General features: G+C 45.6%; 9 protein-coding genes. 7 read left to right on the top strand and 2 right to left on the bottom strand.

Annotated elements, in window-relative coordinates; all coding sequences use genetic code 11:
• Nucleotides 1-244 precede the first annotated feature (244 nt).
• Nucleotides 245-1,177, top strand: coding sequence for an IS3 family transposase (locus DDIC_RS08020; protein ID WP_247647597.1), 933 nt, complete (start codon nt 245-247; stop codon nt 1,175-1,177).
• A gap of 494 nt (nt 1,178-1,671) precedes the next feature.
• On the opposite strand, the gene DDIC_RS08015 is transcribed toward DDIC_RS08020, so the two are convergent.
• A complete protein-coding gene (locus DDIC_RS08015; protein ID WP_168732503.1) occupies nt 1,672-3,219 on the bottom strand; it encodes a sigma-54 interaction domain-containing protein in 1,548 nt (515 codons plus the stop codon).
• Nucleotides 3,220-3,449: 230 nt separating this feature from the next.
• On the opposite strand from DDIC_RS08015, the gene DDIC_RS08010 reads away from it, so the two are divergent.
• Genes DDIC_RS08010 through DDIC_RS07995 form a run of 5 tightly spaced genes read left to right on the top strand, consistent with a single transcriptional unit; the run spans nt 3,450 to nt 7,943 of the window.
• Nucleotides 3,450-3,878, top strand: a complete 429-nt coding sequence (locus DDIC_RS08010) for an OsmC family protein (RefSeq protein WP_136399954.1) — start codon at nt 3,450-3,452, stop codon at nt 3,876-3,878.
• Nucleotides 3,879-3,882: 4 nt separating this feature from the next.
• Nucleotides 3,883-5,307 carry a dihydrolipoyl dehydrogenase gene (gene lpdA, locus DDIC_RS08005; RefSeq protein ID WP_136399953.1) on the top strand — a complete coding sequence of 475 codons (1,425 nt, stop codon included), beginning with the start codon at nt 3,883-3,885 and terminating at the stop codon, nt 5,305-5,307.
• A 43-nt stretch (nt 5,308-5,350) separates the two neighbouring features.
• Entirely contained in the window at nt 5,351-5,614 is a 264-nt protein-coding gene (locus DDIC_RS13790) for a hypothetical protein (protein WP_168732502.1), read from the top strand.
• A gap of 25 nt (nt 5,615-5,639) precedes the next feature.
• A complete protein-coding gene (locus DDIC_RS08000; protein WP_168732501.1) occupies nt 5,640-6,569 on the top strand; it encodes a PLP-dependent cysteine synthase family protein in 930 nt (309 codons plus the stop codon).
• A 15-nt stretch (nt 6,570-6,584) separates the two neighbouring features.
• Entirely contained in the window at nt 6,585-7,943 is a 1,359-nt protein-coding gene (locus tag DDIC_RS07995; protein WP_136399951.1) for a trigger factor, read from the top strand.
• Here DDIC_RS07995 and DDIC_RS07990 read toward each other — a convergent pair.
• A complete protein-coding gene (locus tag DDIC_RS07990) occupies nt 7,930-11,085 on the bottom strand; it encodes a sigma-54 interaction domain-containing protein (protein WP_136399950.1) in 3,156 nt (1,051 codons plus the stop codon). The genes DDIC_RS07995 and DDIC_RS07990 overlap by 14 nt on opposite strands.
• A gap of 275 nt (nt 11,086-11,360) precedes the next feature.
• Here DDIC_RS07990 and DDIC_RS07985 point away from each other — a divergent pair, with 275 nt between their 5' ends.
• Nucleotides 11,361-12,971 carry a sulfatase gene (locus DDIC_RS07985; RefSeq protein WP_247647422.1) on the top strand — a complete coding sequence of 537 codons (1,611 nt, stop codon included), beginning with the start codon at nt 11,361-11,363 and terminating at the stop codon, nt 12,969-12,971.
• The last annotated feature ends 15 nt before the right edge of the window (nt 12,972-12,986 follow it).

Below are 12,986 nucleotides of genomic sequence, written 5' to 3'. Positions count from 1 at the left end.
GATGGGGGTCTTTTATGCCCGACGGTAAGAAGACTACATTTCACCTACGTTCAAGGAAGAAGCCGTAAAGCTTTTTCCTTGAACGTAGGCGTAGCTATCGGCAACTTTGTGAAGAATTGGGAATCAAGGATAAAAAGACTCTTCGAGAATGGGTTGCCAAGGTTAACTCTGGTGAATCGTTGGAAGATGGACGCGGTAAAATCAGCCATGCGGGACATCGTGGGCGACCCAAAACGAAGTTCTCATCTGTAGAAGAAGAACTCGCCTATGTAAAAGCAGAACGAGACTATTTAAAAAAGTTGTATCGCTCCCGATTCGGACACGAATGGGGAGCGCACCCAAAAGAGTTCTGTTCAAAATAATTGATGGGATGCGCGTTCGTTCATCTTTGGCAACATTGTTACACTTTTCTGGCCTATCCAGATCCGGTTATTACAAATGGAGAATGGCAATCTCTAGAGCGGATAGTGAGGCCGACATTACAGCCCATATTAAAACTATCCATTCCATGCGGCCATTTTATGGCTATCGCCGCATGACGGTGGTCTTGCGCCGTGAAGGCTTTGTCGTGAACCACAAACGTGTTTATCGGCTTATGCGCAAGCTCGGTATCCAGTCCGTTATTCGCAAAAAGCGTCGTTACTTTGGTAAATCCGGCAGCACCGTGTTCCCGAATCTGCTTGGACGTAACTTCAAAGCTCAACGCCCCAACAAGAAACTTGCGACAGATATAACCTATTTGCCCACAACTAGCGGCTTCATTTATCTGTCTGTGGTGCAAGACTTGTACAACAATGAAGTCGTGGCACACGTCCTCTCATCCCGAAATGACCTGGCTCTGGTGCTCGCCACATTAGACAAACTTCGGGCAATGCCAGGCGCGGTAGTGCATTCAGATCAAGGATTTCAATACACTCACAAGTTGTATCATAACCAGCTTGAAAAGTTGCAGCTCCAAGGAAGCCATTCGCGGAAGGGCAACTGCTTGGATAATGCATGCGTTGAGTCATTCTTCTCACATTTGAAGGCTGAAATTTTTCTCGGGAAATCAGTGCAGGGCAAAGACGAAAACAGCACTCTGATTGAAGAGTATATACGTTTCTACAACACTGAACGATTCCAGAAAAGGCTCGGCCAACTTTCCCCGGTAGAATACCGGGAAAAACTGGCCGCTTAATCATCGCCAGCGGGGCATTTTAAACTGTCTACTTGACGGGGTGCAGACCAGACGACGGGGCGTTATGTTTACTATCTCCACCGTTGAACTTGTTTTAGCACTAGTTCCAGACATAGTTCCAGCACCACCTCCTCCTTAGCTAGAGGGGTGTCCGGTCGAAATGGGGGCTACTCCACATGCCATGTATTTGGCTAAAGATCACACCAAAGAGTTTTCAACTATGGTATTCGTGGTTTTGGCATGAGCAGGGCCAGCAGTATCTCTCGGCTCAGGAGAAAGCTTAGATGAGTAGTTCAGACTTGATCTGATAGTCACTCCGTTTTTTCGCAGCGTTGTCTGTCAGGTTCATTAATTTTTCCGACCTTTCCGGCAGTGCCAATGGAGCGTTCTTACTATCTCCACCATGACCTTTGTTTTGGCACTAGTTCAAAATATCGTTCCAGCACTTCCTTCCTGGCTGGGTATCCGGTCCAAATAGGAAACCTCTCGGAGGCTCACTCCCCATGAGAGGTAAACTTGCCAGTACGCTGTTCTCGTGGCAACGGAATACCATACATACGCATATATTTACGTAGCGTGCTTGGGGGGATCCCCAAAAGCTTCGCCGCCCCCTCGCTGCCTTGAATCCTGTTAACCGACTTCGTCAACGCATCTCGTATTCTCTGCTCATCAGGAACGAGCCCTCGCTTATTTTTTTTATCATTCATCGGGAGATTCTCTCGCTGATTACGGACATAACCATCCACAGCTCCCAATTTTTTTTCTTCCAGTGCGAGGCTGAAAATAATTGATCTTTCAACCGCATGCCTCAGTTGACGTACGTTTCCCGGCCACTCAAGCCCAACCAGCGATTGGATGAATGCCCTGGTCAGCAAAGGTGGATGCGCAATGCCTTGGGTATGCACAAATCTTGAGTAGAAGTGCTCAGCCAGTACAGGAATGTCATTAGCACGCGCGCTCAATGGAGGGATAGTAATGGTAAAAACATCAAGTCGGTACAGCAAATCTTCCCTAAAGGCCCCATGGCTGACCTGTTCCCACAGATCGCGATTTGTGGCGGCTATTATACGGACGTCAACAGGGATGTCACGGGTTCCTCCCACACGGCGTATTTCTTTTGTCTCCAACGCTCGAAGCAATCGCACCTGAGCTGCAAGACTCAACTCTCCTACTTCATCGAGAAAAAGCGTCCCCCCTGCGGCCTGTTCAAAAAAACCCACATGTGCTCCTGATGCGCCAGTAAAAGAACCCCGCTCATGCCCAAACAATTCACTATCAATCAGGTTCTCCGGCAAAGCTCCACAGTTTACCCTAATCAGTGGCGCCTGCCGCATGTGAGAAAGTGCGTGAAGAGCGGCTGCCACAATTTCTTTTCCGACGCCGCTTTCCCCACATAACAGCACCGTTGCCTTGGTCGCTGCCACAGCCTCAACGAGTTTCATGGTAGGGTCCAACCCTTTGCAACGCCGCAACAGTTCCTCTGAGGATCTGTCAACAACACCGTCGTCCTTTATTGATAAAGACACCGTGTCCCATTCATAAAAGAACCTATCAGCTGCAGCCTGTAGCAATGGACGAAAATCAACAATAAAATCAACGTGTTTTTCAGTATAATTTTCAGCGTCTAACGACATCCAAAAAACAACCTGAAGTATATTTTCTTCCTTTGAAGGGATACAAATGCATAAAAAAGAATTATAGAAGCTGCCGAAAGCATCTCTCATATATCGATAAACATCTTGAACTGCTGCAGAGCGATGACACACAAAAACATCACGATGTACGTTATGGCGCAGTGATTTCATCCCTTTTGAACGTAACAGACGAGGGACTTTACGTGTGTATGATCGTGTGGTGCTCCCACGTGTATAATCAACTAAAACATCCATTGAATGAGCAGTGCGGTCAACAGTATACCACAACATTCTGTCTGATGGAACAGCATCAATCAAAAAGAAACAAAGTTGTCGCGCCATTTCATCTAGTGAAAGCGTTTGCATAAGTTTGACTGATAGGTCTCGAAAAGACAAATTTTCCATCATTGGCCTCATAAGCACTTTTTGGTGTGTTTTGTGTGCTTTTTTTTATAATTAATTCAGTGCAATAAAAAATCAAAGCACACAATTTGAAAAAAATATAATTATATTTTTCTAACATACTTAAATAATTATTTTTTTATTTTGGAATAATTTTTGCTTTGACTCAAAAAGCATAAAAACACACTGGCGAGCTGCACTACTGCAATTTTTATACTCACGACTAAGGAGACATCATGCAAGTGAACATTAAATACAACCGCGAAGGGGATGTCCACACCTTGAAAACTGAAGATGGCGCGTTTCCGGGTATTACTGTGGACAATACTGGCCTTCCTGAAGAAAAAAAAAGTGGAACCGCTAAGCAGCTATTGGGGTGTGCCGCGGTATTTTGCTACATGTCAGCACTTGTAGGTTCAATGGAAGCGCGCAATGTGCCTTTTTCGCACGTGTCAGCAACCGCAGCCCTTGAGGTTGGCAAAAACGACATTGGGCTTGGGCGCATCACAAAAATCATTATAGATGCAAATGTTACAATCCCTGGTGATTCTGAGGAGATATTTGCTCGTGTGGAAAAAGTAATGCGCAAGGGATGCCTTGTAACCTCATCACTACACGATGGCATCGAAATGGAATACAAACTTAACCATACCTGTAAAGGATAAAAATATGCAGATCACTATCATAGGTGCAGGGCCTGGTGGGTACACAGCCGCCTTTGCTGCTGCCAAGCGAGGCGCAAAAGTTACACTGATCGAAGCCAATCTTCTTGGTGGAACATGTCTGAATTGTGGGTGTATTCCGACAAAAACATTGAAGTCCTCTGCAGAAGTATTCGAAGCCATTAAGAGAAGTAAAGAATTTGGCATTACGACTACTGAGGCGCAGGTGGACATGCCTGCCATCATTGCTAGAAAAAGGAAAATTTCTGAAGGGTTAAGAAATGGTCTGGAAAAAACCTGCCACAGTCTGGGCGTGAGGATTATCAAAGGGCGGGGCTCGGTGGTGAGCGCGTCTCTCGTACGGGTGATGCTGCCTGACGCGACAGTGTGCGAAGTTCAGGGGGACAAAGTTATCATAGCGACAGGGTCCAGTGTCCTTAACCTCCCCAGCTTGCCAATTGATAAAAGATATGTGCTTTCCAGCGATGATGCTTTGGAATTGACACAAGTGCCTGCCCGGTTGCTGGTTGTCGGTGGTGGCGTTGTTGGCTGTGAGCTTGCATTTATCTTCCGGTCATTTGGCAGCGAAGTGACCATTGTAGAAGGCCAAAATCGCTTACTCCCTATTCCTTCCGTAGATGGAGCCATGTGCAAGGTCTTGATGCGTGAAGCCAAGAAAAAGGGCATCAAGACTCTACTTTGCCGAACTGTGACAGCTACGGAAACAAGCGAAGCAACTGTTCGAGTGACGCTGGGGCCCTCACCGTTCCTACCTCAAGAGCTGATCCCTGCAGACGCAAAAGAAGCAAGCACCCTTGAGGTTGACTGCGTGTTTACGACTGTGGGCCGTAAACCTAACATAGAGGGGCTTGGTCTTATAGAAGCAAGCATACAATTGAACAAACGCGGTTATATTGCCGTCAACGAACACCTGGAAACCTCGGTGCCAGGAATTTACGCAATTGGCGACATACTCGGACCAGAACACATCATGCTTGCCCACGTTGCATCCGCAGAAGCTCAGGTTGCCGTCGAAAACTGCTTCGGTGCATCATGCACACCAGATTATGACATAGTTCCCTCAGGCATTTTCACCACGCCAGAAATCGGTGAAGTTGGGTTGACCGAGGATCAAGCTACTGCCAAAGGGCTGAAAATTTGTGTGGCGACATCACTCGTGCGGGAATTGGGCAAAGCCCATGCCATGGGAGAATTGCAGGGAGAATTCCGTTTGATTGTTGACGCCGTGTCCAAAAAATTACTGGGAGCCCATTTCATCGGTGCTCACGCCACGGATCTCATCGCAGAAGCAGCCCTTGCTTTAAAAATGAATGCCACTGCAAAGGATATTGCCCGCACGATCCATGCCCATCCAACATTAGCCGAGGGGATAATGGAAACGGCCGCCCTCCTTTCCGGGACGTCAAACTGATGCGGAAAAATATTTAAAACTGCATATAGCCGCTGAGAACAACATGATCACCAAAAAAGTAGTCATATGGGATTCAGACACCGATAGAATTTCTGCAAGCTGCAACAACATTCACCTCGCAATGCAATTTTTGCATATTAAATTGCAGATAGAAATCATGTCTGAACCTCCACTTATTGCACGAATGGGGCTTACAGGACGACTTCCGACGCTGGAAATAAATGGGAATTTTTGGGCATGGAAAGAAGGAGAAGCAATTACAAGAGAGGCAGCTATCATGCTTTTACAACGTGTTGCGCCAATATAACCGTAAATTATTCATAGGTAAAAATATGCATTTATCTGAACGTATCGGGAATACCCCCCTCATTTTCCTTGAGCACATCTCTCATATGATTGGGGGAAGGGTTTTTATCAAGTACGAAGTATGCAATCCATTTGGCTCCGCACTCGACAGAACAGCATTTAGCTATTTGCAACAGGGCATTAATACCGGAGAATTAAAACCGGATGGTTGCATTATTGAATCTTCAACCGGAAATCTTGCAATCAGTTTAGCCTATCTGTGTGCTGCGCAGCGGGTAACGCTGTTGGTCGTCATGCCGGAACCAGAGGACGACAGAATTCCCAACCTGCTTAGGTTACTTCGTGCACAGGTTACTTTCACCCCTCGCAATCAGGGAATGGCGGCAGCTGCAAAAGTTGCGAGCAATATGCACATAGACACTTGGAATTCCTACTACTCAGATCAATTCCACAACAATGAAGGGCCCCAAACTCACTACCGCTCAACTGGAAAAGAAATCGTAGATCAGTGCAACGAATTAGCGATCCAACCAGACATTTTCATTGCCGGAGTCGGGTCTGGGGCCACATTCATGGGCGTTGGTAGCCGCCTGCGGGAAGCATTTCCATCAATCCAGCTTGTTGCAGTAGAACCTGCAGAATCCCCAGTGCTCTCAGGTGGCAAATCGGCGCCACATGCATTTCATGGCATTGGAGCCGGTTTTATACCGGATATTTTCAATTACAAGCTGGATCCCAAAATTTTCCCCGTTTGCATAGAAGATGCCGTACGCGCTAGTCGCCGAATACTTAACAAGGAAGGGCTGCCCTGCGGTTTGACCACGGGGGCCAATCTGTATGCCGCCCTGCAATTGGTTGGACGACCGGAGTATCGCGGCAAAAACATTATCATCATGGGGCACGACGGGATTGAACGTGATCTTGGCGTTAAAATGCTTGGCGCAGGACAATTCTAACTTATCGGACCAATCATGCAACGCATATTTTCCATTGCCAACGATATCCAAGTGCACCTTTCCATCACAGTTCCCTTCGAAGAACTGAATAGTTTTTTGCAGCAAGCTCAGGAAGAATTGAGGGAAGACCTTCCATCAACTTTTGATGTCACCAGCGCGTGTGATAGGGATGATTTTTGGGAACCGGTAGCGGCAAAAGCCACGTCCATCATGATTTCCACATTAGTGGACAGAATTCTTAAAGAAGAAGGTCGTCACCCTATCAGTCGCCCACGTCCAATAAACCTTCCACGGCTGAGTTACGGGCACGAATATACTTTTGAGATTGAGATTGAAGTTCTGCCAATTATTGCCTTTCCCGAAAATTTCTCCGACATAAGACTCACTGTTCATGAACCGGAATTTTCTTCAGAAAAATTTTATAAGGCTGTAGAACGATTAATGGTTCCCATCACAACTGTAACAAAAGTGACGGAAATTCGCTTCCCACAGCCAGGCGACATAGTTGACCTGCGAGTCAATGGACACATTGATGGTAAGTCTGTTCCAGGGCTAACGAATCGAGACATAAAGATACTTATTAATGCCATTCCTGTGGAGCATAACCTCGGAGAGGTGGAGCAGCACGTCAAAAAAATACATGTTGGAGAGCAGGTCGAGTACACGATGCGCTGTCCAGCGGATTACCCTGATCCCCTTGTGCGGGGAAAAGACGTTCAGCTTACAGTATTGTTGAAGGCATTGTACCAGCGAGAATTGCCAAAACTCACTGATTCCGCAGCTGTTCGCTTGGGTTATAAAAGCGCTGTTGCCCTAAAGACCCAGGCATTTATGCATGTCATGAACGAAAGCTCCCGACTACATACAGTAGAGGCGAAAAATAGACTCATGCAACTGTTGTTGGACGGGGTAGAAATCCCCATACCGGAAAGCCTGCAACAGATGTTTCTTGCCGAATACATAAAAAACGTGCGCGCTTTTTTTGGCACCGGCACCAGCGCTCCCGAAGCAAAAGAGCACATCCGGTCAGCCCTTCGGGCAGCCAGCCAAGAGGGCATCCCTATAGCAAAAGAAAATGCTCGGCGCCATGTTTATCTGCTTGCCTACGCTTATGCCCATGATATTACCGTATCGCAGCAAGATTTAGCCAAAAGCATACGAGAAATGGCCCATCGCACAGGCAGTACCGAAGAAATGTTACGCGGTAAAGTCTTTGCCAGCGACATGGGAGACACGCTTACAGAAAGTCTTATGGCCGAGAAAGCACTCAATTTAATCTTCACTTCCGCCCAAAAAGTTGTTGTTGATCAAGCTGGGAAAGTCATCCCTCCACACGGGAAGAAGGACCAAGGCATGGGGCCTAAGATTCCTTAAACTCAGCGTTGGGTCTAACCTCCAAGCAATAACGTTCCCGTAAACGTAAGCGCTCAATCCAAGCATAGGCCTTGGAACGGCTGATCTTCAAGATGGCGGCTAACCCTTCTTTTCCACCTACGTTTCCTGCCGTCATCTTATAAATTTTCGTAAAGTAAGCGTCTTCCAGCTCCTGTAAGCTTGGTTTTTCCTCCAAACAGGGGAATGCACAGTTAACCATTTCTTTTTCCCGACTGGAGGATGCCGCGTGTTGCTTCGCTGGCCAATTTTCTGGAAGGGCTCCACTGATCTCTTCCATAAAGCCATCTTTAAGTAAACAAAAACGCTCAATAAAATTGCGCAGTTGTCGAACATTTCCAGGCCAACTATAATTTGTAAGATACTGCATTTCTTCGTCTGTCAGCTCATGCACGGGAACGTTGTGGTGTTTTGCATAGTACCTTAAAAAATACTTTGCGATGACGCCAATATCTTCTTCTCGCGCTCTCAACGGTGGGATATTGATCGAAACAACGTTAATCCGATAATATAGATCTTCCCTGAATGTGCCCGATTTTACAGCTTTTACCAAATCCCTGTTGGTCGCGCAGATCAGCCTGAAATCAGAGTGAATATTTTTTGTGCCACCGATGCGCATGAACGTTTTATTTTGCAATACCCTTAATAATTTTACTTGAATGGGCAGAGGGATATCGCCGACTTCATCTATGAACAATGTTCCATTATCGGCTAATTCAAATAGCCCGATTTTTTGTTGCAGCGCTCCGGTAAAACTTCCTTTTTCATACCCAAAACACTCACTTTCAAAAAGCTCATAAGGAAGGTTAGAAAGGTTGACGCAAACGAACCTCCCCTCGCGTCGCGATTTTTCATGCAGCCGCTGCGCCACCATTTCTTTGCCGCAGCCAGATTCACCCATTAGCAGCACCGCAGTGTCTTTTGAAGAGACTGCATCAACTTTCTGGATAATCTTTCGCATCCCTTTACTAGCAACAATCATATCAAGCGGAATTATTTTATCTTGTGGGTTTGAGACAGGAAATGTTGTGACTCTACACTCTACAGCCTTGCTATTTTTGATCACTGCGGTAAGGCCAACAGCAATAGCCTCGACCAAGCCAGCTCCATGTTGCCGCAAGAGAAAGTTAAACATGATCCGAAGTATCGTGCCTTGCATATAAAAAAACCATGCACCATAAATCCCCATGGGGATATGCAACACAATCACCGCATTCTTATATGTGACAACATCATCGCCCCGCTCAAGAACCCGAAGCAACGGGACGTCCATCTCACGGGACTTATGGACCAGAGACGCACGCAAGGTGCTGCCACCGTCTGAAGGGAAATTAATACTACCTCTAGGGATCAGGCTGCCATGCGTCATTTCAAGCACACACCCGGAGACTAGGCCTAAAGACCCCATGAGAGCTGCCAATATTGGGGTAACGTCATTGCTGTCGCCAACAGAGGTCTGCATACAACTTCGCAGTGACTGCAGGAACTGCGTCACAACTGTTTTTCTATGGCTAATCCGGTCTAAATCTGCATTTGCATCATCTTCTATTAATGGCTGTAGCAGTGTTGGAAAAGATGCTGGTGACAAAGCATCAAAAAGCATTTTTGCCTGGAAAGCCTCTTGCCTCGCAGGCCCCATCTCGCCGACCTTCACATGTAACATGGCCAAAGAGGAAAGGCAGTTGGCGGCAAGGATTGGTGCAGGAATGCCAAGAAAAAGCCGCAGAGCAGCCCTCAGTTTTTTTTCAGCAGCAGCAAAATCCGCCCCATCCATGGCCAAAATTTGCCCACCTATTCTCAAGGCTGTTCCACGAAGGATAAGAAAAGGTGAATGCTCCGCGAATGAAAGCTCCTTAAAAAACTGATATTGTTTAGGAAAAACAACTTTACTTTCTTGATATGCAAACATCAAGTCCAGGACAAAAGCCGCAATAAAATAATTTGCATGTAGTTGAAGGGAATCTTTTTTTTCAACAAAACACTTTTTAAAGTTGCTCCAGGATTTTTCCAACTCGCCTATTTTATACTGGTAAAATGATAATGCTCGAGTAGCCCACAATGCTGCATATGACTCAACCACCTCATCACTTGTAGAAATAATTTCATCAATAATTTCTAATCCCTCAGCGTCCTTACCCGTATAGAAATAAATAAAAGCGAGTATTGCCTTAAGGGTGTCAGTTGCGCTGCAATCTTCTTTTTCCAGTTCTATTTTTTTTATTCCAAGTATCGATATTTCTTCAGCAAGTTTAAAATTTCCAGCATAGCTTGCAGCCATTGTTGCATAAATAAACCAGGACCCTTTCCTATATGGTGCTACGTCTTCTTCATCCATTGAATTAATATATAAGAAGAATGAGATAGCGTCATTTAGCCTAGAATTAATTATATAATATAGCATTATCTTATCAGCAGATCGTAATATTATATCTTTATCGCAAATTGAAGCTATAGTATTATAACCATCGTCCATTCTACGACAATATATATTGGAACGAATTCCCTTTTCAGTAATGTTTAATGTCCCTATATTAATGTCTATATATCCTATATTTCGTCTATCACCAACGATAATGGCGATACCCTTCGCCTTATAAAATAACAATATTTGATACCGTGACCTCGAAGGAATTTTAAAACTCAACTGTTGAATAATCATACACGAATTTATAAACAACAGGCTAAACTGCCTATCTTTTATTTGTATCCTCATACGCAATATGAGCTTTGCAAAATACTCATAGCAAAAAAACAAATATGCATATCTTTTATTACTTGCATGCTCATGTAGTATGCTAATAACATTTTTCAAAAATTTTTTATAGTTTTTGTCATAATAAGTAAGAAGGGTATTAACCAGAACACTATCAGAAGCAGTATTGCGTTTTTTTATTGCCGTAACAATGTTATCTACATTCGGGCACTGTTCAGCTGGAACATACCTCCCATCAGCATCTTCCAAGACCATTCCTCTCTGGCATAGCTGCGCAATGACCGTTCTGGCCACATTGTTATCAGCAGCTGTCAAAACCGTAATATCCTCAACCGCACAAGGCTTTTCAGCATAATGCATAAGCAGAAGGCAAATCACAGCGTTTGAGGGAAGTCCTAAAAGTCTTTGCATGCAGATTCCTTTTTATTTCCATGAAGTCGATCAATGGCTACCAACAAAATTAGTCTGTTCTAATTTGTCTTTATTTTCAACTTTTGTTTTTTTTTAGGACAAAAATACTATTTCCAACCACTGGCCAGTGGATCCACGTTCAATGCATGTCCAACAATTCACGCGGTTAGCGCTTTTTTTTCACAAACAATCCATTTGGCACAGTGATTGCTTTTAATATGCTGACATCCCTAGTCAAGACTATCGTTAATTTTTTCACAATAAAGGAGTTCGATGTGGAAAAAAACGCCATTGTGGTCATGTTTGACAGCCTGCAATACAACTATTTGGGTTGCTACGGAAACTCTTGGATAAAGACTCCGAATATGGACCGTTTTGCCAAGGAAGGGGCTGTTTTTGAAAATGCCTATGCCGAAGGTCTGCCCACAGTACCAGTACGTCATGCAATGCACACGGGGCGATTCACCCTGCCCAGAACTGGTTGGGTTGCGCTTGCCAAAGAAGATACCACTATCGCCGATTTATGCTGGGGACGCCCCATTGACACTGCCTTGATCTTTGACTGCCCCATGTACCGCCTGCCGAAGTTTGGATATACACGAGGGTTTGACAAAGTGTGGTTTACCCATGGGCATGAAGCAGATGACTATTTTTACGAAAAAGATCCTCTGCTGCAATACAGTCCGATGGATTATGTCGATCAGGAGAGCTACGACGGCTACGTCGCAAAGACTAATGAAAAAGCGGCGCAGTATACGATGAACGAGATAACGAACTATTTGCGCCAGCGTCAACATTGGCGTGGCGAAGAAGACAGGTACGTTACCCGTACGTTCAAGAAGGCCACTGAGTATCTTGAACAGGTTGACCGCAACAAGCAGTTTTACCTTTGGGTCGATAGTTTTGATCCGCATGAACCTTGGGATCCGCCGTCTGTCTATGACTGTGATCTGAAATGTCCCTATGATCCCGACTATAATGGAAAGGATGTCTTCCTTCCCTTCTCTTCCGTGGTCGATGGCGTTTTCACCGAAGAACAGCTTCACCATGTTCGCATGCTGTATGCCGAACTCATCACGCTGTGCGATAAGCAGTTTGGCAAATTCCTTGATACGATTCGCCGCCTTGGGCTCGAAAAAGACACTCTGGTCCTGGTAGTTTCTGACCACGGCGAACCCATGGGCAACAAGGAACACGGGCACGGCATTATGCGTAAAACGCGTCCTTGGCCTTATGAAGAGCTGGCGCACATCGTTTTTATTGCCCGCGGGCCTGGCATTGAGCCCGGGCAGCGCATCAAAACCTATGTGCAGAGCGTTGATGTGGCGCCAACTGTGTGTGATTGGCTTGGAATTGGCGTTCACCCGGATATGGAAGGCAAATCGCTGCTACCTGTGCTTCGTGGCGAAGCCAAGAAAGTTCGGGATTTCGCCATTGCCGGTTACCATGGTTATTCCTGGGCCATCTACACTGACGACTGGAGCTATGTGCATTGGGTCAGAACAGAAGGCGCTGACCGCATGGGTAAAGATTTCTACGCCACCAGCGTCGATTCTTCGCATCTGCACGCTGTGGGTGGTAAGGGCATGTTTGATGGTATTGTAAAGGCTTATGCCGAAATTCAAAAAAGCAAAGCCGCTACTGGGGGTAGCACCCTTGACAGTAATGAATCCCAAGAAAAATACAGGGATGCCGCTACGTTGGATGGGGAAGCACAGTGGACCTGCACCCCAGGTAGTGTTGCAGAAGTTCCCGATACCGACGAGCTGTATGATCGGAAAAATGATCCTTTCCAGCTCAAGAATGTTCTCAACAAACATCCTGATGTAGCCAAAAAGCTTCTCACTGAACTCAGTACATTTTTGGAAGACTTGCTGTCTGACTAAAAAGACATTGTTGGC

Source organism: Desulfovibrio desulfuricans, assembly GCF_004801255.1.
Classification (GTDB): domain Bacteria; phylum Desulfobacterota; class Desulfovibrionia; order Desulfovibrionales; family Desulfovibrionaceae; genus Desulfovibrio; species Desulfovibrio desulfuricans_C.
This window is presented reverse-complemented; position numbering and strand designations above follow the sequence as displayed.

Excerpts from the sequence above, each read along its gene's own strand:
- DDIC_RS08015 (WP_168732503.1), bottom strand. The coding sequence starts at position 3,219 with ATGATGGAAAATTTGTCTTTTCGAGACCTATCAGTCAAACTTATGCAA.
- DDIC_RS08010 (WP_136399954.1), top strand. The coding sequence starts at position 3,450 with ATGCAAGTGAACATTAAATACAACCGCGAAGGGGATGTCCACACCTTG.
- lpdA (WP_136399953.1), top strand. The coding sequence starts at position 3,883 with ATGCAGATCACTATCATAGGTGCAGGGCCTGGTGGGTACACAGCCGCC.
- DDIC_RS13790 (WP_168732502.1), top strand. The coding sequence starts at position 5,351 with ATGATCACCAAAAAAGTAGTCATATGGGATTCAGACACCGATAGAATT.
- DDIC_RS08000 (WP_168732501.1), top strand. The coding sequence starts at position 5,640 with ATGCATTTATCTGAACGTATCGGGAATACCCCCCTCATTTTCCTTGAG.
- DDIC_RS07995 (WP_136399951.1), top strand. The coding sequence starts at position 6,585 with ATGCAACGCATATTTTCCATTGCCAACGATATCCAAGTGCACCTTTCC.
- DDIC_RS07990 (WP_136399950.1), bottom strand. The coding sequence starts at position 11,085 with ATGCAAAGACTTTTAGGACTTCCCTCAAACGCTGTGATTTGCCTTCTG.